Origin of the sequence: Desmonostoc muscorum LEGE 12446 (assembly GCF_015207005.2) — a bacterium.
GTDB classification, from domain to species: Bacteria; Cyanobacteriota; Cyanobacteriia; order Cyanobacteriales; family Nostocaceae; genus Nostoc; species Nostoc muscorum.
Genome location: NZ_JADEXS020000001.1, coordinates 8,251,332 through 8,275,653 on the forward strand (window position 1 = coordinate 8,251,332; position 24,322 = coordinate 8,275,653).

Consider the following 24,322-nt stretch of genomic DNA (forward strand, 5'->3'; position numbering starts at 1 on the left):
GTATATTTACTAAATGCTTTTAATACCTTACATATTTTATACTTTATATTAAAAATTGGCTGCTGGTGAAACCCAGAAGAAATCTTAGAATCATATCGGTAACTCACACATGAAGTAATTCAAGCAGCTCTTGATGAATGCCTAACTATAAATAAAGTGATCGCACTCACTCTTCCACAACCAGCGATCGCTTTATTTTTGAGGTTTTCAGCAAGGCGTAGGCGTAGACCGTCGTAGACATCGCTCCTCATAAACTATCGAAGCATAAAATTAAAGCATGACTATTCATAAAACGGATATGCTAAAAACGCTTTGGGCTACTGTTCGGCATGGAAAAATCGAATTGCTGGAGTCAGAGGAATTACCGGAAGGGACAGCGCCTAATTAATCAACTTTTCAATATTGAAATAACGACAGTTAGAGCGTTGAGATGGAAGGGAAATAAATGATAACTCTGTTTGTTGAAGTTGATGTCGGCACTGGTTACATTTTTGGATGAAAGATTGATATTTATCTTCTGAATTCTGTTAGATAAAATACTTAATATATCTTTTTTATTTATACATCACATTCCACAGAATTTGAACCTAAATCCCAAATAGAAGATGTTTGTTTGATGCTAGTAATAATAATTTTTCCATTTTCTTGAATAATCTCAAATTCTTGGTTTTCTCCTAATAGTTCTTTAGGGATTAATAAGCCTTTTTTTGTTGCTGTTAATTTCATATTTAATTACCTCGATTTATTTTGTAAGTTAATCAAATGAATTTGCTTTAGGGCGGGCAAGATGCCCACCCCACAAAATTGGATAAGGTTACCAGTTACCTACAGGTTGAGCAGTAGCACCGAACATTGAAGGATCGATCGCAATGCCTAACCCTTCAGCGACACGAAGACCATAAGAAACATCTGCTCTAAAGAAATGGCAAAGTTGGCGCATTTGAATGTCTTGCCTTGCTTGGCTGAGAGTACCAACGATATTTTGCACAAGACGCTCTTGCTGTTCGGGAGTCATTAACCGATAGAGGTCGCCTGCTTGGGTATAATCGTCGTTTCCTTCACGATGATTGTAGCGATCAACTGTGACATCGCCCAAATGACTAGGTGGTTCTGCATAAGCTGGATTTTCTTTGGGCGTACCCTCAGCACTATTGGGTTCATAGTTAGGAACGCTACCGCCGTTGTTCCCCGATGCCATAAAGCCATCTCGCTGATAATGCATCACTGGACATTTGGGTTGGTTGACTGGTAGTTGCTGATAGTTACCACCCAAGCGATACCGTTGAGCATCTGGGTAAGAAAAGATCCGAGCTTGAAGCATTTTGTCTGGAGAAAAACTAACGCCAGGAACCACTGCACTAGGACTAAAAGCGGCTTGTTCAACTTCGGCGAAATAATTCTCTGGGTTACGATTTAGCTCTAATATCCCGACTTCGATTAAAGGATATTCTGAGTGCTTCCAAACTTTTGTCAAGTCAAAGGGATTATCTCGATGTTTTGATGCTTGCTCGTCAGTCATCACTTGAATACACATCCGCCATTTGGGATAATCTCCTTGAGCGATCGCTGCAAATAAATCACGAGTCGCATGATCGGGATCTTCTCCCTTAAGCTTGCCCGATTCCTCCTCTGTTAAAGTTTGATGTCCTTGCAAGGTCTTAAAGTGAAATTTACACCAAACGCAATCGCCTTCAGCATTAATTAAGCTAAAGGTATGGCTACCAAAGCCGTCCATGTGTCGATAGGTTTTGGGAATTCCCCGATCTGAAAACAGGATCGTTACCTGGTGGAGTGATTCCGGACTCAGTGACCAAAAATCCCATTTTGCATTGTGATCTTTGCAATTCGTTTGGGGATTCCGTTTTTGGGTATGGATGAAATCAGGAAACTTCAGTGGGTCACGGATGAAGAAAATCGGAGTATTGTTACCTGTAATATCCCAGTTGCCTTCTTCTGTGTAAAACTTGATGGCAAAACCTCTAGGATCGCGTTCCGCATCTGCTGAACCCTTTTCTCCGCCAACCGTAGAAAAACGCAGCAAGAATTCTGTTTTCTTGCCAATCTCAGAAAAAAGTTTGGCTTTGCTGTAGCGTGTGATATCGTTAGTTACCGTAAAAGTACCAAAAGCAGCGGCACCTTTGGCATGGACAACTCTTTCAGGAATACGTTCTCTGTTGAAATGAGCCAGCTTTTCTATCAGGTGAAAATCCTGCATTAATACAGGGCCACGTGCGCCCGCAGTCAGTGAGTTCTGGTTATCCGCAACAGGGATACCGTCAGCAGTTGTCAAGTTTTGGGGTTCAGTCATGGGTGAAGAAGTTCTCCATTAAGTTAGTCAAATTGCCCACAGTATATTTTAGTCAGTAGATAGACGGATGCCTACCGATACAAAATATTAAATCATAGTCATTTCGACTTCATATATAAAGCATACTCGAAATGACTACGATTTACAAGAAATTTTTTGTATTTTTGGAGAATCGCTTGTAGGGTAGCACCGCTGTGATATGTGTCAACTTAAGCTTAAACGCTTGTCCCACAAATGTTTTACCCCCCTTAATCCCCCCTTGGAAAGGGGGGAAAAAAGAATTTAGTTCCCTCCCCTTTACAAGGGGAGGGTTAGGGTGGGGTAAAACGTATGTGGGACAAGCGTTTAAGCTTAAGTTGACACCTATCACAGCGGTGCTACCCTACCGATGAATGTGTAGGATGTAAATATGCGATATATCGTGTCTCTACATTTTCATTTCAAGTACTTAAATGTTTGAGAATCAACGAGCAAACATCTGTGGCCTCAATTAAGTTGGTATCAACTAGGTGAGTTTGATGGGTAATAAATAGAGGTCCTTCATCAACAGAAGTGGTAATATGACCGTGAGAGCCACGTACTAAGGAAGCATCCACAGGAATCACATCCATGAGGTAGCGAAAACCCAGTTGTTTCTTAAGTAGCTTGAGAGCGATTTTTCCTTGGGGAAATTTAATTTGGGGATCGAGGAAAAGTTCTACTGGATCGTAGCCGGGTTTGCGGTGAATATCTACGGTTCTGGCAAAATCAGGGGCTTTGTTATCGTCTAGCCAATAATAATAGGTGAACCAAGTATCGGGGCTGGCGATCGCCACTAACTCTCCCGATCTAGGATGATTAAGGTGGTAGGCTTGTTTACCTTGTTCATCCAATACTTGGGCTACGCCTTCAGTGGCTTCTAAAAGCGATCGTACTTTCGGGATGTAAGCCGGATCGTTCACATATACATGAGCAATTTGGTGATCGGCAACGGCAAAGGCAATACTAGCACCAAAATCGAGTAGTTCTCGTCCCAATTCTTCCCGCACTGCAATTAAATTATTTTCCCGTAACACGCGGTTCAAATCTACTGCTTTATTAACTGGGGTAATGCCATACTCAGAAAGAATAATTATCTGAGTATTTCGTGCTTGATAATATTCAATTAAATCACCACAAACAGCATCAATTTCTTGTAAATCTGCTTGGATGTGTTTTTCATCGTGACCAAATTTTTGCAGACAATAATCTAAATGTGGCAGATAAACTAGTGATAATGTCGGGCTATAACGTTCCTCAATCCATTTGGCGGAATCAGCGATCCATTGACTAGAATTAATTGAAGTTTTTGGTCCCCAAAAATCGAACAAAGGGAATTGACCTAAATCAGATTGAATTGGCGATCGCACATCACTAGGATGGGTATAAATATCAGGTAATTTTCTCCCATCTGCGGGATACATTGGGCGCGGTGTAATGGCATAATCTACTGAAGAATACATATTGTACCACCAAAAAAGGTTGGCACAAGTGAAGTTTGGATCGATTGATTTAGCGATGTCCCAAACTTTGGGAGCCTGCACTAATTTATTAGATTGTCGCCAAAATTTTACTTCACATTCATCGCGGAAGTACCAACCATTAGCAACAATTCCATGTTCATCAGGCAGTTTTCCTGTTAAATAAGTAGCTTGAACAGAACAAGTTACAGCAGGTAAAACTGTTTTGATTGGAACTACTTGGCCAATAGCCGCCCACGCAGATAAAAACGGCGTGTTTTTTCCTAGTAAGCTAGGCGTTAATCCTACGACATTTAAAATAACGGTTTTTTTCATCAACTTAATTTCCCCTTAATTGGCAGGCAGGTAGTTAGTTCTGTAATACGAATTCTGTATGAAGATGCGCCAAACTAAATGAGAAACGAACCGCAAAGGGCGCAAAGGACACAAAGAAAGAAAGAAAGAAAGAAAGAAAGAAAGAAAGAAAGAAAGAAAGAATTAAGCCAAGAAAATTTGGCACAGCCTCACATATAAATGGTAGAAGTATTCAGGAGCTTAGGTATCAAACTATTCAGAATTCTGAATTCTGAATTCTGAATTCTTAGCAAACTCTTTTAATACCCAGTCATATTCCCGCTGAATAGAAGTCAGCAAATCGATTTTCATTTCTGATGGCAATACATCCCAAGTGTAAGTCTCAATTTCTAAATGTGAACAAGCATTATTAGTTTGCAGTAGATGTAAAACAGTAGCAATATCATCTTGGGTAGACTGCAAAATTTGATAATCACGAATAAAAATTGGGACATGGAAGTGAGTACGCCATTCTTCGGCTAGAGACTGCTCTAAATGAGGTAATGCAGTCATTAAATCAGGATAGTGATGTAGAGTATCATCACTGCGACGTTCGATTACTTGGTGAAGATAGGTAGATTCTGCAAAAGGACGTAAGCGTTCAACTATCAAACTGCGTTTCTCAATTTCAGCAGGAATTTTTACTTGAATGGCTGCGCTGATTTGAATCTTACCAATCTTAATTCCTGCTGATTCTAAACGTGCGAATACAGAATTGGGCTGTTCATATTCAACTGAAAAATGGCAGGTATCATAACACAGTCGAACATGTTCTAGCAGTTTAGTTTCGGCTAAACTTTGTTCAATATTGAATTTTTCTGCTAAATAATTACCACCAATTGGCAACAAACAATTTTGGAAAAAATCAATTACTTCTGAGGTATTTTCAATTAATCCATCCGGTTCAGGTTCCAAATCAATATGTAGTATTTTTCCTGTTTCTTCCCAGATGCGAATCATTTCTGCAACAACTGATGCTAGATTCAAACAACTCTTTTTGATAACCGAGTCGCAAGTTGTTTGGTCTTCTCCCCACCAAGGTTTATAGGATAATGGCAATGTAGAAATTCCACCATCAAGTCCTGCTGGTAATAGAGTTGCTAAAATTTGTGTAAGATTTAATGTATAGTTCAGCCGTTCTTGTGTAGACCAATCTGGTGCATAAACTTGGTCTTTTACCACCTGTCGATGGAATCCCCCGTAAGGAAATCCATTTAAGGTAAAAACATATGAATTTTGTTGAGTTAACCACTTTTGAAATTGAGGTAAATTATTACTTTCTAAAAGTTCCTTGGCGGCTACATCTGCTAACCTCAAACCAATACCAAAAGGTTCTGTCGGTGATAAACGTGATTTGAGTTCAGGAATATATTTTTGTAAATTTGCAAATACCTCTACCCAACTTTCGCCAGGATGAATATTGCTGCAATAAGTTAAATGGAAGTTGTTGTTTTTTGTAATTTTCATTTTCTGCATCCTGTATTTTTTATTTGCACGCAGAGACGCAGAGACGCAGAGAGGTTTTTGGAGTATGAATAATTACAAAATATTGTACCAAACTCAATCTTTCTCTCTGCGCGGCAGTCGCTCATGGGGGAAACCCCCAAGACCGCGCTGCCTTGCCTCTGCGTGATATTTTCACAATTGTAATTTTAAGTAACAGCAAATACTTGTGCTAATTTCATGGAAATTGGCAGCAAAATCAGGACTGCTAAACCGTAATACAAACCAGCAAAACCAGATGCAACAGTAGCATCTAAAACAATTAGAGACAACACACCTATTTTGACAGCATTGCGGATATTTTCAGGTAAAGGTTCACGTGCAGCTTTGACAAAATTAGGCAGTACTCGGATGGCTAATAAAGCTGCGAATGGTAATGCGGCGATCGCTGTATACTCTGGTAATAATCCTAATGCTAAAACTGCCGTCAAAACTATTGCAATCAGAACTAGTGCTAGTACTCCTGTAATCTTCTTTCCGCCGTGAACTTCGCCCTGACTAATTGCGGTGATAGCTGCGATGTAAATAACAGGAATTAGCGTTAAATACCAACGTTCTCCTATAATTGCTGGGACAGCACTTACACCTAATAATAAGTTACTACCACGGCACAAACCCATATTAAGGGGACCAAAAAAAGGATGATGTTTGGCAAGTGAATTATACACCAGTGCTGAAAGAGTTATGAAGATAGCGATCGCGCCACTCACCCAAGATACTTGAAAAGCCGCTCCAATACCGATTCCAAACAATATACTGCCTAATAAAGTAGCATTTTTCAGCGACACCCGGCCACTGGGAATTGCTCTATTTGGTCGTTCTTTGGCATCTAATTCAGCGTCAAAAACATCATTAAAAACGATACCGCCGCCATATAAACCAGTTGTAGCCAACAATAACCAAGCTAATGGAATTAAAAGCGCAAAATTTGCTTCACCATTAATTAATTGAATAAAAATAATCCCAGAACCAGAAGCTGCAAAGCCAACCAAAATATCAGCCCAAGCAGTAACAATATTAGCCGGACGCATCAATTCAAAATAACCCCGCCAGCTTTGAAAATTTAAGTTTGCAACATTCACTTATTTGCCCCCGTAATGCTATTTTGGATTTTAGATTTTGGATTGTGAGAATGACAACGCAAAGATAAAAATTTATTTTGCAATGCCCAATGCCCAATTTTTTATTCAATCAGCACTGAAAGCGAATTAATACCTGGTTCTTGTCCTCGCAACACAGAATTACCATTAAATAACTGACGCTGATCGATAGATTCTGGATTGAGCCAATCTGATGCTTGCATCTGCCCAGTTTGGCTGTAAGCAGCTAGGGCATTTTCATAACAAACTGCTCGCACATGTTCTTCCGGAATGCCTCTTTCTAACATTAACTGAGCCGTTTTTGGCACTGCTAATGGATCGCTAATTCCCCAATCAGCACTACTATCAACAATGATGCGATCGCGTCCATATTTACGAACAACTTCCACCATCCGAGCGTTACCCATTTTTGTTTGGGGATAAATCGTAAAAGCCGCCCAAAAACCGCGTTTTAATACTTCTTCAACAGTTTCTTCGTTGTTATGATCGATAACTACTTGAGAAGGATCTAAGCCATACTCAATACACCGATCCATACTCCGAATAGCACCTGTTTTCTTATTACGATGAGGGGTATGAATTAGTACCAACATATCGAGTTCTTTGGCTAACTCTAACTGTTGACAAAAGTACTTATCTTCTGCTTCTGTCATGTCATCGTAGCCAATTTCACCAATGGCAACAACTCCTTCTTTACAAGCATAAAGCGGTAGCAATTCGATAACTTCTGCTGCTAGTGCCTCGTTGTTCGCTTCTTTAGGATTTAAGCCGATTGTGCAGTAATGTTGAATGCCGAACTGACTAGCACGAAACCGTTCCCAGCCCACAAGACTGCTGAAATAGTCTTTGAATGTGCCGGCGTTGGTTCGGGGTTGTCCTAGCCAAAAAGCTGGTTCAATAACGGCAACAATACCATATTCCCGCATTACTAAGTAATCGTAAGTAGTACGGGAACACATGTGAATGTGAGGATCGATAAACATCATGGTGTGGTTTAGTGAGTGGGGAGTAGGGGACTGGGGACTGGGGATTGGGTATTTGAGATTGGGTGTTGGGTATTGGAAAATAGTATTTAATCTTATTCCCTAGTTCCTAGTCCCCAGTCCCCAATCCCCAGTCCCTTTCATTTACACGCTAAAACTGCTCCAAGTCAGATTACCCTGTTCTATGGATGACTGTAAATCTGGATAGTGGGAAAGTAATGCTTGCGCTTGGGGTAAAGATGATTCAGCACAGGCTAATGCTGCTGCTTGTTGCTCGGTTATATCCCCATTAGCCAGGACTTTTTCTAAATCTGCGATGATTGCACTATCGGCAAATTTACCTACAGGCCGCCAAAGTTCTGGGATAACTGAGCGTTTTGCTGCCCAGCGTTCATGGGCATAGTCTGTTAACATTTTCGCTAATTCTGGGTTGGCGCGACGATCCAAACCCCAAATTAGATGCAACGGACTACCGACAAATACTGCTTTCAGTACCATCTGATTCCAAGCGGCATTATCTAAGTAATCTGCCGGATAAGGGTTACGTAGTGCTATGGCTTGAAATACATTGCTCATATTGCTGCGAATTCCCTCAGCAGCGCGTTGGCGATGTAATTCTGGATGTGGCAATAGCGGCAAACTCTGATAAAGTGCAACTAACTCGCCCATATCGGCACTAGAGAAGACTTTATCAAGCGATCGCACATAAGTCTGGGCATCATCGTGAGGCAAAGCTAAAAGCAAGAGTGTGCGACCTGCTTGATCTACACTCCAATTACCAGGATTCCAACCAGTAATCGCCTCTTGTGCTGCTTCTAAGTCTTGGGATGTGACCTGCAAATTCTGTTTACCCAAATAACGCGGCACAGCACTAAAAGCTGTGAAAAACACTCGCTCAGCAGCACCGCTAGCAATCTGTGCCTGCTTCTGTTCCAGCCAAGCAATACCTGTTTCGGAAACAGACTGTAGTAACCACTGATGTAGTAAATTGTTTACTCTACTCATGATAAATTTCAGGAGAAGTTGCCCAACTTTTTTTGTCACAACTATGTATAATATTTAGCATTAAACTGGATACTTTATTATTCAACCAGTTCCATAGTATATTAATAGCTAATAACTTCATTGAATCTATAAAAATATACCCAATAAAAATAAGATCCTGTAAAGTTATGAGTTTGAAACGATAAATTTGGAAATTAGGTTACTGAAAAAAATTAGAATTTCATGTAATGATAATATTTAATATCAAACTTAGAAAGTATAGGATATGAAGTATAGTTATTAAAAAATTTACAACCAAGTGTTATTTTGGGGTTTATCAAATAACAGATAAGGATATTGTAAACTAATGACTTATTAGCTCTAAGTTATCTGGGAAATCATTTGAATCTTCAAGTCCCGAATTTATATTGTTGAAAATGCCCTTCATCTTAATTTAAGTAGCATATATATTTACAATTAATTAAAAATTCATAATATTAAATATGGCTATTAAACAAAAGACTACTTCCAATCTGCAACCCATTAATCAATGTGTTCAAGTAAAGTTCAAGTATGATGTTCATTTCACTAGAGGTTTGTTTGATTTAGATAACCCAATACTTGCACAAGTGATTGCGGCAAATGGTGAGACAACTCCCAAACGAGTGTTAGCAGTCGTAGATGGAGGAGTTTTAAATTACCAAAATGGGTTGCTAAAAAAATTAGCACTTTACGCTGAGTTTTATGCAGATGTATTCACCTTGAGTAGTGAACCAACCATCGTTCCGGGTGGAGAAGTAGTGAAGAACGATTCTAGATTTATAGAGCAAATTCATCAAGTAATTGATGCAGTTGGATTATGCCGTCATTCCTATGTGTTAGCAATTGGAGGTGGAGCGGTATTAGATATGGCAGGATACGCAGCAGCAACGGCTCACCGAGGAATTAGGCTGCTACGAGTGCCGACAACAGTATTAGGACAAAATGATTCGGGTGTCGGGGTCAAGAATGGAATTAATGCCTTTGGCAAGAAAAATTTTCTTGGTACATTCATGCCACCTTATGCTGTATTGAATGACTTTGATTTTATTACCAGCCTTGACGATCGCGATTGGCGATCGGGTATTGCAGAAGCGGTGAAAGTGGCACTGATTAAAGATGCAGATTTCTTTAATTTTATTATGACTTATGCCGATAGATTAGCTAATCGAGACATGGAGATTATGGAAAAGCTGATCTATCGTTGTTCGCAGTTGCACTTAGAGCATATTGCTGGTGGTGGCGACCCTTTTGAAATGGGTTCATCACGTCCTTTAGATTTTGGACATTGGGCTGCTCACAAACTAGAACATTTAACTAATTACAGTTTACGTCACGGTGAAGCTGTGGCGATCGGCATTGCTTTGGATACAACCTATTCATATTTAACAGGTAAACTTTTACAATCCGAGTGGCAAAGAATTCTAGTCACACTTAAGAAATTAGGCTTTACTTTGTATGTACCAGCACTCGCAGAGCAATTAGATCGGCCAGACCATCCCCATTGTATATTTAGGGGTCTTACCGAGTTCCGCGAACATTTAGGAGGTAAATTAACAATCACTCTTCTAGAAGGAATCGGACAGGGAATAGAAGTTAACCAAGTGGATTTGTCTTTCTATAAAGATGCTATTTCCTTGCTCCAAGATTGGGAACTTTTGCATTGATGGAGGCTTTAACAGCGTTGCTGTCAGGGGAGGAAGAAACCGAGGAAGGGACAGCACTTCTAGAATAAAAGCAAACCCACAGTAATCAATTGTTATGACCCAAGCCTTACCAAAAATAGTTATCTTTGACGAATTTATCGCGTGGTATCCCGAAAACTCTGGGGTACGCTACGAACTCCACAACGGGGAAATTGTCGAAATGGCACAGCCAACAGGGAAGCATGAAAGGATAAAAGGATTTTCTGCTGCTGAATTAACTTTAGAGTTTAGACGATTAAGTCTCCCCTACTTTATCCCCAATCAAGCAATAGTAAAGCCACCAGAAAGAGAATCAGGTTATTTCCCAGATGTATTAATCCTAAATGACGCTGCTTTAGTTGATGAACCGCTTTGGGAAAAATCTTCTACTGTCACTAAGGGTACATCAATTCCTTTAGTTATTGAGGTTGTCAGTACCAACTGGCGCGATGATTACTATCTCAAACTTGCGGATTATGAAGAGATGGGTATTCCTGAATATTGGATTGTTGACTATGCAGCATTGGGAGCTAGGAAGTTTATCGGTAATCCCAAACAACCCACTTTCTCAGTCTATCAACTAATTGATGGAGAATACCAAGTCAGTCAGTTTCGGGGTAACGATAAAATTATATCTCCTACTTTCCCTGAGTTAAATTTGACGGCGGAACAAGTGTTCAATATTGGTCAATAAGTATTGAATTTACTTTTTGCTTCAGTTGATACCAATGAACCCCTACAATGCGGGTCTACATACCATCAAAAAATGATTAATCAAAGTCTGAAAGTATTTATTTTAGTGAATGCATACCATAATTAATTTCCACAGTGCGTAAGTCCTAATTTCTAGTTATCATGCCTTTGGGATAGTATTCGCATAGTTTTTTTCATTAGTGAGAAAATATTCATGAGATACAAACTCTTGGGCAAAAGCGGGTTAAGAGTATCTGAACTCTGCTTGGGAACCATGACTTTTGGTGAAGATTGGGGTTGGGGTGCTTCCAAAGACGAAAGCGGTAAAGTGTTTGATACTTTTGTGGAAGCAGGAGGCAATTTTATTGACACCGCCAATGGTTATACCGACGGTAGCAGTGAAAAAATTGTCGGTGAATTAATCGCCAAAGACCGGGAACGTTTTGTAGTTGCTACGAAATATTCCTTTCCCTTGCGGATGAATGATAAGAACGGCAACCCCAACGGTAGTGGGAATCATCGCAAGAACTTAATCCAGTCTTTAGAAGGTAGCCTGAAGCGGTTGAATACCGATTATATTGACTTATTCTGGTTGCACGCTTGGGATTTTACCACGCCTGTTGAAGAAGTATTGCGATCGCTTGATGATGTCGTCCGCCAAGGTAAAGTACTTTACATCGGCATTTCTGATGCACCCGCTTGGATCATTTCCCAAGCAAATACCATCGCCCAATATCAAGGATGGACGCAGTTTGTCGCCCTGCAAATTGAGTATAGTTTAATTCAGCGGACACCAGAACGCGACTTGATACCGATGGCCAAAGCCTTGGATTTAGCAGTAACACCGTGGTCACCTCTGGGTGGTGGTGTGCTGACAGGGAAGTATAATAAACCTCCTCAAGAAAGTGGCGAACCAGGACGGTTAGCAAATGCAGCCTTAGGAACTATTTCAGAAAAAAGTTTAGCGATCGCTGAAGTCGTCAGTCAAGTTGCAGGAGAAATTGGACACACACCATCACAGGTAGCATTAGCTTGGTTACGCGCTCAAAGTGGGGTGATAATTCCGATTATTGGCGCACGTAAATTAACTCAGTTTCAAGATAACTTAGCTTCTTTGGATGTGACTCTTTCCCCAGAACATTTGCAGCGCTTAAATGAAGTGAGTCAAATTGAATTGGGTTTTCCCCATGACTTTTTGCACAACGATGTAATTCGCGATCGTCTTTTTGGTGGTACATTTAATGCCATAGACAACCATCGGATCTAAGAGGATGTTTGCAAAGTCTACCGTTGTATCGAGATCCCCCCTAACCCCTCTAAAAAAGGGAATAACATTCTCAAAGTCCTCCTTTTTAAGGAGGATTTAGGAGGATCTAAAGTTTTGGATACCTCACCTATTACTTTTAAAACATCCTCAAATGTCATTTTTCATTTGTTATTTGTCTTTTGTTATTCACGAATGACCAATGATCAATGACCAAATCCAAAATCCAAAATCCAAAATTGTATCAAGTTTAAACAGTAACACATTCAGGCATTAATACAATCTATCGTCAGAGAGTTTCGCATCGCAAACTAAAATCTGTAAAGTTAACTGTAAAAGGCATTAACTACAACCATGAGCGACAACACCATTGCATCACGTCTTTACCCTACCCGCATTGACATTCCCGCCGCAGCGCGAGTGCAAATTGTGGTAATTCTCAACCAAACCTTAGCAGCTACTTTGGATTTGAAAACTCAGGCAAAGCAAGCGCACTGGAATGTTAAAGGTACCGATTTTTACCAGCTACATGAATTGTTTGATGAACTTGCTGGTGAATTGGAAGAATACGTTGATATAGTTGCCGAACGCGTCACCGCTTTAGGTGGATATGCTCTAGGGACAGCCCGCGCTGCTGCTAGTAATTCCATTCTGCCAGAATATCCCTTTGATATTTTGGATGGTAAAGACCATGTGACAGCTTTAGCAGATCGTTTTGCACCTTACGCTAAACATATCCGAGAAGCGATCGCTAAAACCGATGAATTAGGTGATGCTGATACCGCTGACCTTTACACTGAAATTTCTCGCACCATTGACAAACGCCTCTGGTTCTTAGAAGCTCATCTACAAGTAGCAGAAATTAAGGCAGAGAATGGCAACGCAGGCGCTACTAAAACTCAAAAGACAGTAGCTGGCGTCAAGTAAGCACTTCTCAATCAGGGGACAGTAAATCTTAACTAGTAGGGTGCGTTAGGTTAAAGCCTAACGCATCATATTATTTATCGAAAATTTGGGTTTAATAGTCGCACAGATGCCCTGTAGACAAGTCTTCACACTGTACCCTGTGTCGTTTTTAGTAGTATAAAAATCGCTAGATAGGTGCTCCCTCCGGATACATCAGTTCCAGTCGTTTCTGGCGTAGTTTGGCTTCTTCGATACAGATTTCTTCAATTTGTTTGACTATATCTTCAGAAATGCCCAGTTTAGCTGCCATTTTGGTTACAGTTGCCCTTTCCTTGTCACTATATTCTCCATCAGCGCTGCAAGCTTTAATAGCATCGTAAACAAGATAACGCCGTGAACCAGTTGCCTCTGGAGCATCACCAATCACCTTCTCGATATCTTCGTCAGCTTTATAAGATTTGAGTTCCTCCAATAATGAGTCTGATGCGCCAAAAGCAGAAAGAAGCCCAACAACCCAGTTTCTTTCTTCAGGGGTTAATGTGCCGTCTCCATTGGCACAAATGAGAATCGACTTCGAGTAACCATCATAAGCTTCAAAACTTGGAAGTTTGCTAAAGCTGTATTTTTCTCTAAATAACCACAACAGACCCTCATTTTCAGTAGTCATGCTTACCCTTGATAAATAGATTAAGTAAGTTATTCAATGTCATTATCACATCATATAAAACCCATTTGATTAACGAACATATAGCAATCCGATTTGATTTCTGAATGACTTGTAGAGGTAAGGGACTGGGGATTGGGGACTGGGGACTGGGAAGGAGCAATAAAGGTGTACTGAGTTTTGTTCAAAAATCAAATATGAGTCCTATATTTATCTAGGAAGGGAACTCTTAACAGGGAACAGAAAAACAGGAAGTTTGAGGTGTACTGAGTTTTTTCACCAAATCAAATATGAGTCCTATAGATGTAGGTCGGGTTGAGGAACAAAACCCAACACCAAGAATACCTGGTTTTATTGGCTCACTCTCCGATAACCAAACCTAGAAATAGTTAGATTTTTTCATAATAAAAAATAAGGCTATTCAATTGAAAAACACTGTAAAATGTCACAGTATATTTTTGGTAAGTATAGCACTTAAAAGTGCGTACTTTTATTTTATCTGTATATACTTTACTATTTAAATAGTTCAAAATTAGGTTGAATAAATAAGAATTCTGAACACTTCTAAAAACAATTAACAACGAGGTAAATCTATGTCTAAAAATACAATTACCCACTTAATTCACGATCGCAATGCCCGTGGTCACGCTCAAACAGGCTGGCTCGATAGTTATCATACATTTTCCTTTGGTAGTTTTTACGATCCCAACCGCATGGGATTTCGTTCTCTGCGAGTCATCAACGATGACCGCATCGCCCCTGGTGCTGGATTTCCTACCCACGGTCACCGTGACATGGAAATCCTCACCTATGTCTTAGAAGGCGCTGTAGAGCATAAAGACAGCTTAGGTACTGGCTCAGTAATTCGTCCCGGTGATGCCCAAATTATGAGTGCTGGTACTGGAATCAGCCACAGCGAATTTAATCCCTCGCCAACTGAACCACTACACTTGCTACAAATCTGGATTCTTCCCGATCGAGAAGGGTTGACACCAAGATACGAACAAAAAGCTTTTCCCATTGAAGAAAAGCGCGGTCAATTACGCTTAATTGCTGCTAAAGATGGGCGCGATGGTGCTGTGACAATTCACCAAGATGTTGATTTATACGCCTCTGTTTTAGAGTTAGGTGATGTTGTTAATTATCAAGTAAAAGGCGATCGCTATGCCTGGTTACAAGTAGCCCAAGGTATAGTCAACTTAAATGGCGAAGAACTCAGAGCAGGCGATGGCGTGCAAATCAACGGCGAAGAACAGTTAGAAATTAGCACCAATATTGGCGGCGAAATCTTGCTTTTTGATTTGGGCTAATATGCTAAGTAGTTGAATAGACCACTGTTGTAGCAATACTGCTCGGTTAAGAAATTTCTTGGTTGAGGCAAGCAGGGGGAGCACGGGGAGAAATGGGGGCTGGCGTTGAGTTTTGCCTCCCCTGCTTCCCCTGCTTCCCCTGCCTCCCCTGCTTATCCGAGCAGTATTGACTGTTGTAGGGGCGCACAGCTGTGCGCCCCTACGATTATTGGTGTCAACTTAGAGCCAGGGCGAACTCTAACTGCTGATTTCGCGTTAAGTTGATGCTCTGGGCTGACAAAATAGAAACTTTATTTCAAATACTGAGTAAGAGTTTGCAAAACATAGAATCTTTTAATCTGAAAGCTTCCTCTTACTTTCCATCTAATAATTCAATTGGTTTAATTGTTGGTAAAAGGTTTTTTTGGAGAAGCGAACAGTTGAATATGCTGATAGTCGCTACAATAGCCGTAAACTCAGCCAATTCATGAACCAGTGTTTACGCGATCGCACTTATTACAGTATCAGTTTTTGGGATCTTGCCTACAGCTACGAAGTCGGACAAACTCCCGCAGGTGATTGGATAGGAGTGCGAACCCAAAGCGAATTTGAATACAATCCTTAGAAAGAATAGCAGAAATCTCATGCCCAAAAAGCCCGATTCCCAGTTACAAAATCTCTTCGCCGCCCACAAATCAACCGACTGGCAAGAAAGATTAACACAAGTAGCCTACCGCTTCAACCGAGAATATCTTGGTCAACCCGTTGAACTCCCAGCCGAAGTCCAAGCAATGCCAATCTTTCGGGAGTGGGCTGGCGGCAATTTTTCCGGGAGAATTGCTTCTCCTTTTTGGGAAGTTGCCAAACCTCAAAAAAATCAGCACTGTTTAGATATCGGCTGCGGTGTCAGCTTGTTAATTTATCCTTGGCGGGATTGGCAAGCATTTTTTTATGGACAAGAAATCAGTAATGTGGCGCGAGATATTCTCACTTCTCGCGGGCCGCAGTTGAATTCTAAGCTATTCAAAGGTGTTGAATTGGGAGCGGCTCATGATTTAAACTATTCACCAGGTCAATTTGACTTGGCGATCGCCACAGGATTTAGCTGCTATTTTCCACTTGAATACTGGAATGCTGTCTTGACGCAAGTCAAACGAGTCTTAAAACCAGGTGGACATTTTGTATTTGACATCCTCAATCCCGAACAGCCTTTAGCAGAAGATTGGGCAGTTTTAGAAACTTATTTGGGTGCTGAGGTATTTTTAGAACCTCTAGTTGAGTGGGAAAAAACGATTAAAGCTGCTGGTGGTAAAGTAATAACCCAGAAATCAGGAGAATTATTCGAGTTGTACAAAGTGCGATTTTAAACTAATGAACAGTTACAGCAGAATTCAGAATGGGCTACGCCCCGCTGCGCTAACAGAATTAGAATAGCCTCTGTGCCTAGCTACCACACCCAGATAGTGTAATTCACGCTTCCTGTAATCTGCTGTAAAAATACCATTACTCAGCAATAATTGGACTCGTTGGATCTAAAGATGTTGTAAAAACAAAATAGATGACTCCAGCACCGAGAATCATTACAGCCAAACTAAACAGCAGCACCCACCGGTCTGTTGGTTCATAAGTATCTTCTTCGATATCACGGCGCACAGCAAAATAGTGTCCCGTTGACAGCCACACCGTAATTAAACCCACCAGCGAGAAAACTAAGCCTAACTTCCAGCCGTTCCCAGGACGGGGCACCAAAGGTATTTGGAAAGCACGCAGACGCACGATGACCACACCAAAGCCCAAAAGAGCAATCCCTGTCCGCATCCAAGCCAGGTATGTACGCTCATTTGCTAAGTGGTCTCGTATCCGAGATGGATTTAATCGTCCTGCTTTTTTTTGATCTTTAACTTCTTCTGTGGGTTTCGATTTTAACTGCATCAATAATACCTTTATTCCGAAAGAGGCTCCTCTCCAAAAAACGCGAAAGTAATAGCAAATTTCCTTCCAGATTATTTGCATCCAACGCGCTAATTGCTTTAGTGAAATATATTTATTGTGATTGTACATTTTTTTGCCAAGTTTATTTTAACTGAAATTTTGTACTATTTTCAAGAAGTCTGGAGTGGGGAGCGATGGCAACATCAAAATCAGGGTTTTAGCCAACGGTAAGCAGTAATTACTCAAAAGAAAACAGCCAGCACCAGAGAGATTTTTCACCAGTCCTTGTCCTGTTTCGTCTCTGATTTTGGCTGTTACCCTGTTAAATTTGAAAACATATCGTTGAGAAACAGATTTCAGTAACTAGTGTTCACTGGTAACTGTCTACTATTCACCGATTTAAGACTTCTCAATAGGCGCATTGGGAACCCGTGTATTTATTAAAGCCTGTGATACATTGGGGATAAACCAGTTCACTTCATTGGCTTTGACAATTTGAGCATTAGGAATGTTGATTTCAATTGCAGCATTATCTGGATTGGTTTTAATCGTCAACTTACTGCCATCAGGTATTTTAATAGCTACTGGTTCTGTAAATTCTTGAATTTGCCCATCTGGGGTTAAGGCTCCGAGTTTAGTATCATTTGGCAAATAGAATCCATCACAATCCCAGTTATTTTGAGTTGACTGACCATCAGCTAGAAAATACAGACCATTGTCGTATACAGCATCTTCTTCCTCTTCCTCATTTGGTGTTTTGCCGTATACTGCAATGGTATTACCTGTTTGGTTCTCGCATTGACCCCAGTTAATTCCCGTCTCCAAAGCATATTTTTGGAATGTTAACTCATCGATTTTCTTTTGAATTTCTTCTGGTGTGACACCTGCAAGTTCACTTCGGTCTTTTTTTGCCTGAGTAAGTTGCTTAAGTGCTTTGGTGACCTCGACATAATCAGGATTTTTGCTAAATTTTGGTCTATCAGCAAAAGAAGGTTGAGCAAAGGCTAGATTAACAAAAATCATCAAGATAATTAGCAGAGATTTCCAGATTTTCATGATTTAACTCCTGTCGAGCAATTTGAGGTTATTCAGTAGGTAATTGATTGTGAAAACTCAGAGTTATGAATTATTACACCACTTTTTTAAATACTTAATTTTTCTTGTTGTTCGCTCGATTGCTGATTTTTTAGACTCAAAATGAAGGAAAATAGATAACTAGAAACTACAGATAAAAGAGTCCAAGTAACATTTTCTGAGACAATAAACACACCCAAGCCAACTAAAATACAAGGTACAAAAGTGTTGCCGTTATCAGTTAAAAATTGAGCGATCGCAGGTAAGTAGGTTAACTTGTAAGCGGCATAACACCAGACACCCACCAGAGAAAAGAATACGCCTAAAATCAGCAACAGACTTTCTAATTCCGAGTTGGCAAATAAAGGTACGTAAACGCTGATATTATCACTACCATTAGCAAAGGCGATGGCAGCTACATTACATGTTTGCGGAGATATAAAACTGCGAATTACAGAGGGACAAGAAGGCTCAGTTTCTTCTGTAACTTCGTCTGATGAATCCTCTTCGCGTTTTAGCAAACTACTCATACCAATAATTATTGGCATTAAACCAAGTAACCTAATCCAGTCCTGCGGTATAATGAGTCCACCAAAAAAACCTGGAAGGCTAGCAGCGATCAGTGCAGCAAAACCGAGATACTGGCCAGCAATAATGTGACGACTACGGAATGTTTTATTTACTTGTGAAAAAAGCAACGTCAAAATCACAATATCGTCAATATTCGTGGCACTGAATGCCGTAATTCCTGTGGTAATTGCAGTGACTAAACCGCTCATTTATCGAAGTCCTTATTTTGATGCTTGGTAATTGGGCATTGGGCATTGGGCATGGGGCATCAGTTTATTTACAAATGACCAATGACAAATGACAAATGACAAATAACTACGTAGAAAGCTGTGATTTATACTTTAGACAAACTAAACGATAGAATCAAATGCTTTTTTTTGTCAAAATGATAAATGGAAGTGATTAAAATTTTGACACCAAGTTTTAGGGACACCATCAATGGCAGGAATGACGCTTGAACAGCTAAAAATCTTTCTGGCTGTAGCGCAACACTTACACTTTACTCGGGCAGCAGAAGAACTTTATATTACACAACCTGCCGTCAGTGCAGCGATCCAGAACTTAGAACAAGAATACGGAGTTAAATTATTTCATCGAATTGGTCGTCATATTGAGATTGCTGAGGCTGGTAAGTTACTGCAAGTGGAGGCGCAGAAAATTCTCGATCAAGTCTACTTGACTGAAAGGGGATTGCGGGAATTGAATAATCTCCAACGGGGTGAATTGAAATTAGGGGCAAGTCTGACAATCGGTAATTATTGGCTACCAAGCAAGATTAGTGACTTTAAGAGCCAATACCCTGGTATCCAAATTGACTGTACCCTTGCCAACGCCGAAACGATTTGTGTAGGAACAGCAATGGGACAATTTGATTTGGGTTTAGTGGAAGGAGATGTGAAACCAGCGCTGCAAAACACTCTACAGTACGAAATCGTGGGGAGCGATCGCTTGCAAATTGTCGTAGGTGAAAAACATCCTTGGTTTGAGCAAGGAGAAATTGAGTTAAGCCAACTGACTCAAACTCCTTGGGTGATGCGGGTGCCTGAATCTGGAACCCAGCAAAGATTTGAGGAAGCCTTGCAAAATTGGGGAATCAATCTCACTGAATTGAATGTAATTTTAGTGTTCACTAGTGGTGAGATGGCAAAAGCAGCCATTGAAAACGGCGTCGGTGCAACTGGAATTTCTGAGTTGATGGTAAAAAAAGAAATCCAGCTTGGAACTCTACGCCCAATTCGAGTTATTGATAATAGAGAACAAGAGACTGCGATGCCTACGGGGGACTACGCCTACGTAGAAATAGTTCGACCTTTTTTCAAACTCAAGCATCGTCAGCGTTTCCAAACTGCTCTTTCCAAAGCCTTTGAACAAATTTTGTTATCCTCAATGTTAAATAATTCAGATCAACATTCAACAAAAAAGGAAAAAGGAAAAATTAAAAGTTAATAGTCATTAGTCATTTGTCAATATCAGGACTTACGCACTGTACAAATTAATCATGGTATGCATTCAGGAAAATATGTCGTTTCAGGCTTTGATTAATTATTCTTTGATGGTACATAAACCCGCGCTATGGAGGGCACAGCACTGCTGTGCCCCTACGACAGGTCTAGTTTTTCAAAAAAAACATATTTTGTATTTCGTGTCAATGCGTAAGTCCTAAATATTAGCCCTTTCAAGGTGTTGAAATTTGGAACGAAGATTGGTTATTTCAATCTTCAAAAAGCCCAAAATGTGAGCGGATGATTCAAGATGCTAGCACTAAAACAACGTATGTTCGTTGGTCACCTTGAAAGGCTAGTCCTAAATATTTCCCCACTCCCTCATCTCCCTCATCTCCCTCATCTCCCCACTCCCCACTCCCCACTCCCCTTTCCCTAAACCATTTTTCAAAAGATATCATTCACCTTTAGGTAGATTTAGATGAAATTATCAAAACAGTATATTTAAATGGGCAAACATATAATTTGCCACAATAGCTCATGCCAAATCAGGAATTTCAATCTCAACAGATAAAATCTTGATTGAGTTTTAGTTCAATTGTTCATTAAATTCCTTATCAGCCATGACATCCCCAGAGCCTCAAACTGATTTTGGAGAAAATTCTTCACAAACTTCATTTGAGCCACCTCCAAAAAAACGGCGGTGGCTTTGGTTATTTTTAGCTGCACTACTATTGTTAGGAGGCGGAGTAACTATAGTTTGGCGTTTGCTGACTCCACAAAATTCAGCAACTTCAACTGCTAATGTTCAATCTCAAGGGGTAAGAGTCAAAATATCCACAGTCCAAAGCGGCATCATTGAGGAAAGTTCAGATTTTATTGCTACTCTGGAATCTGAGCGCTCAGTTAACCTCAAGCCAGCGATTCAAGGTCAAGTCACTCAGATATTTGTCAAACCTGGAGATTCAGTAGCACAAGGAGCAGCAATTATCCAAGTAGACTCAAGACGGCAACAAGCAGGGGTTAATGGAATTAATGCTGTGCCTCAGGCATTTTTAATCCAACTAGAAAATGCCCGCGCTACACTCAAATCTTTGGAAGCAGAACGGCCATCTTACGTTGCTAATGTGCAACTCAGCGAACAGGAATACGAAAAATATTTTAGCTTAGCTCAACAAGGAGCAGTATCTCGACAGGCTAGCAGTCAGTACGCTAACAGGCTCGCCGCCGCCAAAACTAGTCTAAATGCAATTGATTCTAAGATTCAAGCCCAACGAGCCACCATTTTAGAAGCTGAAAAATCCTTACAGCAAACTAATGTAAATCCGAAACAACAACAACTCCAGTACGATAAAATTACCGCTCCCTTTGGTGGTACAGTTGGCGAAATCTCGGTGAAAGCGGGTGATTTGGTTAATACTTCCACACCGTTAGTTACCTTGATGCAAAATCGACCTTTAGAAGTTAAAATTTCCGTGCCTCCACAGCGAAAATCTCTATTGCGTGAGGGAATGCCAGTGGAGATTATGAACACACAAGGTCAGAAGTTAGGTAGAACTAGAGTATTTTTCATTGCACCGAATACTAGTAATGAAACACAAGGGATACTGATTAAAGCACTCTTTAATAACTCTAATGGTCAGGTACGTGCAAATCAATTGGCCAGGGCTAGAGTCATCTGGAATGAGCGCCCTGGAATTTTAATTCCAACAGCAGCGGTGACTCGCGTAGGTGGGCAAACTTTTGTGTATGTAGTTGAAACCGAAAAATCTCCCCAAGGCGTGTCTCAACAAGTAGCTCGGCAAAAGCGAGTAAAACTAGGTCAGATTAGAGGTAATAATTATCAAGTGATCGAAGGATTACAGCCAGAAGATAAAATTATTATCTCAGGACTGCTTAATCTTACAGATGGTGTAGCGATCGCTCCAGAATTTTAGGAGAAGGGAGTTGGGGATGAGGGAGATGAGGGAGCAGGGGAGGCAGGGGAGGCAGGGGGAGAATAAACTCCTAACTCCTAACTCTTCACTCAGTACTCTTCATGCCCCATGCCCCATACCCAATAGGCTGCTTAATCTACCAACGGAAATATGAATTCCAATATCAATCTTTTCACACCAGTTCAGCTTGGCCCTTATACTCTGCCGAACAGGATTGTAATGGCGCCGATGACCCGTTTGCGGGCAATTGATAATATTCCTAACTCGCTGATGGCAACTTACTACGCCCAACGCGCCAGTGCAGGGCTAATTGTTACTGAATGCACGATGGTGTCACCTTTGAGTCTGGGATACATAAACTGTCCGGGAATTTACTCGGATGAACAGGTGACGGGATGGCAGTTGACAACTGATGCAGTGCATGAACAAGGTGGTAGAATTTTTCTGCAACTTTGGCATTCTGGGAGGGTTTCTCACCCAGCTTTACTTGATGGAGAATTGCCAGTTGCTCCAAGTGCGATCGCTGGAGTTGGATCGCTCCACACTCCCATAGGGAAAGTATCGTGGAAACTCCCCGTGCTTTAGAAACCGAGGAAATTCCCGAAATAGTCGAACAATTCCGCCAAGGTGCTAAAAATGCTTTAGCTGCTGGCTTTGATGGTATTGAACTTCACGGTGCATTTGGCTATTTAATCGATCAATTCCTTCAAGATGGCTCTAACCAGCGCACAGATGAATATGGCGGTTCAATAGAAAAGCGCAGCCGATTTTTGTTGGAAGTTGTGGAAGCAGTGGCTAGTGTCTGGGATGGAAACCGTGTAGGGATCAAGCTTTCACCAAGTAACACTTTTTACGGAAATGTAAGCAACAGTTTCGAGATTAACAATCATGAATCTTCGTAGAGTTTTAGCTGTGGTAGCGATTCCTTTTGTAGTTGGTGCATTTGGTTTTGTTGCACCCAATCAAGCAAATGCCCAATCTCCAGCCAATGGCAGAGTAGAGATTTCACAACAACGCCCAACAGCGCAAAATGAATTGCAAAAACCTGACAAAAAACCACAAATCAAGCATCAGCAACGACGCCCACAGCAGAAAAAACGCCCTCCCCAACCTCACAGCGTCAATCAAAATCAGATACCACACAATAACCGTTAACAACAAAGAATTCAGGAGTCTCTCACGAACAGTGATTCTGAGTCCTGAATTCTGTTAGCGCAGCGGGGCGTAGCCCATTCTGAATTCTTCTTCAAAGCATGGTGATGAAAAATAACAATCGCCAATTAGCTCGGATTTTCAGCCGCAGAGATGTACTTATTTTATTTAGGGCAGCTGGAACGGCAATACTTGTGGTTGGATGCATACCGAGAAAGTCGAGTGTAGCCGTTTCTGCTACATCGCCTGGGTGTGTCGTGAGTCCAGAACAGACGGAAGGCCCCTATTTCGTGGATGAAAAGCTCAACCGCTCAGACATCCGTTCCGATCCTGCGGATGGTTCGGTGAAAGCAGGGACACCACTGTATTTGACACTGCACATTTCTCAAGTTGGCAGTACTGGCTGTACACCACTTGTAGGTGCGATCGTTGATGTTTGGCACTGTGATGCACTGGGTGTCTATTCGGATGTGACAGACTCAAGTTTTAGTACCGTCGGTCAAAAGTTCTTGCGGGGCTATCAAGTCAGCAATGTCAATGGAACTGTCGAGTTTACAACCATTTATCCCGGTTGGTATCAAGGCAGAACTGTTCATATCCACTTCAAGGTTCGCACTGATGGAACATCAGAACAGCGTTATGAGTTTACCTCACAGCTATACTTTGATGACTCAATTACCGATGAGGTGCATAGCCAGACGCCTTACGCCAGCAAGGGACAGCGCACGCAAAAGAATGCTGATGACGGCATTTTTATCGATGGTGGCGAACAAATGTTGCTCAAACTCACCAAGAATGCACAAGGTTACGCAGCAACTTTTGATGTGGGGCTGAAGATTACGTAGTTTGAGTACAGTAGTTATGCTTAACGTGACAAAAATTACAAAATTGTAATTTACAAGCAGGGCGAACTGTAATTTTCGATTAGTTCAATTAGAAATGTAAACAATCTATCTTTTAGGTGT

General features: G+C 40.9%; 23 protein-coding genes and 1 pseudogene. 12 read left to right on the top strand and 12 right to left on the bottom strand.

Annotated features, from left to right (window positions below; genetic code table 11):
* Nucleotides 1–119: 119 nt before the first annotated feature.
* The 8 genes from IQ276_RS40470 to IQ276_RS33920 form a co-directional block, all read right to left on the bottom strand.
* Nucleotides 120–251, bottom strand: a complete 132-nt coding sequence (locus IQ276_RS40470; RefSeq protein ID WP_255264372.1) for a hypothetical protein — start codon at nucleotides 249–251, stop codon at nucleotides 120–122.
* Between the two features lie 307 nt (nucleotides 252–558).
* The gene (locus tag IQ276_RS33890) at nucleotides 559–726 is read right to left on the bottom strand and encodes a hypothetical protein (RefSeq protein ID WP_193923532.1); all 168 of its coding nucleotides are present in this window, start codon (nucleotides 724–726) and stop codon (nucleotides 559–561) included.
* A gap of 88 nt (nucleotides 727–814) precedes the next feature.
* Complete coding sequence (locus tag IQ276_RS33895) at nucleotides 815–2,308, bottom strand: catalase (RefSeq protein ID WP_235116201.1); 1,494 nt, start codon at nucleotides 2,306–2,308, stop codon at nucleotides 815–817.
* A 440-nt stretch (nucleotides 2,309–2,748) separates the two neighbouring features.
* A complete protein-coding gene (locus IQ276_RS33900) occupies nucleotides 2,749–4,122 on the bottom strand; it encodes an alkaline phosphatase family protein (protein WP_193922348.1) in 1,374 nt (457 codons plus the stop codon).
* A 231-nt stretch (nucleotides 4,123–4,353) separates the two neighbouring features.
* Entirely contained in the window at nucleotides 4,354–5,607 is a 1,254-nt protein-coding gene (eboE, locus tag IQ276_RS33905) for a metabolite traffic protein EboE (RefSeq protein ID WP_193922350.1), read from the bottom strand.
* 185 nt (nucleotides 5,608–5,792) lie between these two features.
* A complete protein-coding gene (eboC, locus tag IQ276_RS33910; RefSeq protein ID WP_309245625.1) occupies nucleotides 5,793–6,725 on the bottom strand; it encodes a UbiA-like protein EboC in 933 nt (310 codons plus the stop codon).
* A gap of 101 nt (nucleotides 6,726–6,826) precedes the next feature.
* Nucleotides 6,827–7,729 (bottom strand): TatD family hydrolase, encoded by a 903-nt coding sequence (locus IQ276_RS33915; RefSeq protein ID WP_235116202.1) that lies wholly within the window; start codon nucleotides 7,727–7,729, stop codon nucleotides 6,827–6,829.
* 141 nt (nucleotides 7,730–7,870) lie between these two features.
* A complete protein-coding gene (locus IQ276_RS33920; protein ID WP_235116203.1) occupies nucleotides 7,871–8,731 on the bottom strand; it encodes an EboA family metabolite traffic protein in 861 nt (286 codons plus the stop codon).
* Between the two features lie 482 nt (nucleotides 8,732–9,213).
* Between IQ276_RS33920 and IQ276_RS33925 the strand changes: the two genes are divergently transcribed.
* The 4 genes from IQ276_RS33925 (at nucleotide 9,214) to dps (ending at nucleotide 13,318) form a co-directional block, all read left to right on the top strand.
* Entirely contained in the window at nucleotides 9,214–10,416 is a 1,203-nt protein-coding gene (locus tag IQ276_RS33925) for a 3-dehydroquinate synthase (protein WP_193921346.1), read from the top strand.
* A 94-nt stretch (nucleotides 10,417–10,510) separates the two neighbouring features.
* Nucleotides 10,511–11,128, top strand: a complete 618-nt coding sequence (locus tag IQ276_RS33930) for a Uma2 family endonuclease (protein WP_193921345.1) — start codon at nucleotides 10,511–10,513, stop codon at nucleotides 11,126–11,128.
* Between the two features lie 213 nt (nucleotides 11,129–11,341).
* Entirely contained in the window at nucleotides 11,342–12,394 is a 1,053-nt protein-coding gene (locus IQ276_RS33935) for an aldo/keto reductase (RefSeq protein ID WP_193921344.1), read from the top strand.
* Nucleotides 12,395–12,745: 351 nt separating this feature from the next.
* Nucleotides 12,746–13,318 (top strand): DNA starvation/stationary phase protection protein Dps, encoded by a 573-nt coding sequence (dps, locus tag IQ276_RS33940; RefSeq protein ID WP_193921342.1) that lies wholly within the window; start codon nucleotides 12,746–12,748, stop codon nucleotides 13,316–13,318.
* Nucleotides 13,319–13,484: 166 nt separating this feature from the next.
* Here dps and IQ276_RS33945 read toward each other — a convergent pair whose 3' ends face one another.
* Nucleotides 13,485–13,964, bottom strand: coding sequence for a tellurite resistance TerB family protein (locus IQ276_RS33945; RefSeq protein ID WP_193921340.1), 480 nt, complete (start codon nucleotides 13,962–13,964; stop codon nucleotides 13,485–13,487).
* Between the two features lie 590 nt (nucleotides 13,965–14,554).
* Between IQ276_RS33945 and IQ276_RS33950 the strand changes: the two genes are divergently transcribed.
* The 3 genes from IQ276_RS33950 to IQ276_RS33960 all read left to right on the top strand — a co-directional run bounded on the left by IQ276_RS33950 (nucleotide 14,555) and on the right by IQ276_RS33960 (nucleotide 16,617).
* Complete coding sequence (locus tag IQ276_RS33950) at nucleotides 14,555–15,271, top strand: pirin family protein (RefSeq protein ID WP_193922289.1); 717 nt, start codon at nucleotides 14,555–14,557, stop codon at nucleotides 15,269–15,271.
* A 403-nt stretch (nucleotides 15,272–15,674) separates the two neighbouring features.
* Complete coding sequence (locus tag IQ276_RS33955; RefSeq protein ID WP_193922291.1) at nucleotides 15,675–15,875, top strand: hypothetical protein; 201 nt, start codon at nucleotides 15,675–15,677, stop codon at nucleotides 15,873–15,875.
* Between the two features lie 19 nt (nucleotides 15,876–15,894).
* A complete protein-coding gene (locus tag IQ276_RS33960) occupies nucleotides 15,895–16,617 on the top strand; it encodes a class I SAM-dependent methyltransferase (RefSeq protein WP_235116204.1) in 723 nt (240 codons plus the stop codon).
* Between the two features lie 136 nt (nucleotides 16,618–16,753).
* On the opposite strand, the gene IQ276_RS33965 is transcribed toward IQ276_RS33960, so the two are convergent.
* The 3 genes from IQ276_RS33965 to IQ276_RS33975 form a co-directional block, all read right to left on the bottom strand.
* On the bottom strand, nucleotides 16,754–17,182 hold the full coding sequence (locus IQ276_RS33965) for a YidH family protein (protein WP_193922293.1): 429 nt from the start codon (nucleotides 17,180–17,182) through the stop codon (nucleotides 16,754–16,756).
* Between the two features lie 399 nt (nucleotides 17,183–17,581).
* Complete coding sequence (locus IQ276_RS33970; protein ID WP_193922294.1) at nucleotides 17,582–18,238, bottom strand: hypothetical protein; 657 nt, start codon at nucleotides 18,236–18,238, stop codon at nucleotides 17,582–17,584.
* 86 nt (nucleotides 18,239–18,324) lie between these two features.
* Nucleotides 18,325–19,035, bottom strand: a complete 711-nt coding sequence (locus IQ276_RS33975; protein ID WP_193922295.1) for a cadmium resistance transporter — start codon at nucleotides 19,033–19,035, stop codon at nucleotides 18,325–18,327.
* 229 nt (nucleotides 19,036–19,264) lie between these two features.
* On the opposite strand from IQ276_RS33975, the gene IQ276_RS33980 reads away from it, so the two are divergent.
* The 5 genes and pseudogenes from IQ276_RS33980 (at nucleotide 19,265) to IQ276_RS34000 (ending at nucleotide 24,202) form a co-directional block, all read left to right on the top strand.
* A complete protein-coding gene (locus tag IQ276_RS33980) occupies nucleotides 19,265–20,272 on the top strand; it encodes a LysR substrate-binding domain-containing protein (RefSeq protein WP_190881570.1) in 1,008 nt (335 codons plus the stop codon).
* 619 nt (nucleotides 20,273–20,891) lie between these two features.
* Entirely contained in the window at nucleotides 20,892–22,205 is a 1,314-nt protein-coding gene (locus IQ276_RS33985; RefSeq protein WP_235116205.1) for an efflux RND transporter periplasmic adaptor subunit, read from the top strand.
* A gap of 150 nt (nucleotides 22,206–22,355) precedes the next feature.
* Nucleotides 22,356–23,062 (top strand): annotated as a pseudogene (locus IQ276_RS33990) (alkene reductase); the annotation flags it as partial.
* A 31-nt stretch (nucleotides 23,063–23,093) separates the two neighbouring features.
* The gene (locus tag IQ276_RS33995; RefSeq protein ID WP_193918596.1) at nucleotides 23,094–23,360 is read left to right on the top strand and encodes a hypothetical protein; all 267 of its coding nucleotides are present in this window, start codon (nucleotides 23,094–23,096) and stop codon (nucleotides 23,358–23,360) included.
* Nucleotides 23,361–23,464: 104 nt separating this feature from the next.
* Nucleotides 23,465–24,202: an intradiol ring-cleavage dioxygenase gene (locus IQ276_RS34000; RefSeq protein WP_193918594.1), complete on the top strand. Its 738-nt coding sequence runs from the start codon at nucleotides 23,465–23,467 to the stop codon at nucleotides 24,200–24,202.
* Nucleotides 24,203–24,322 lie beyond the last annotated feature (120 nt).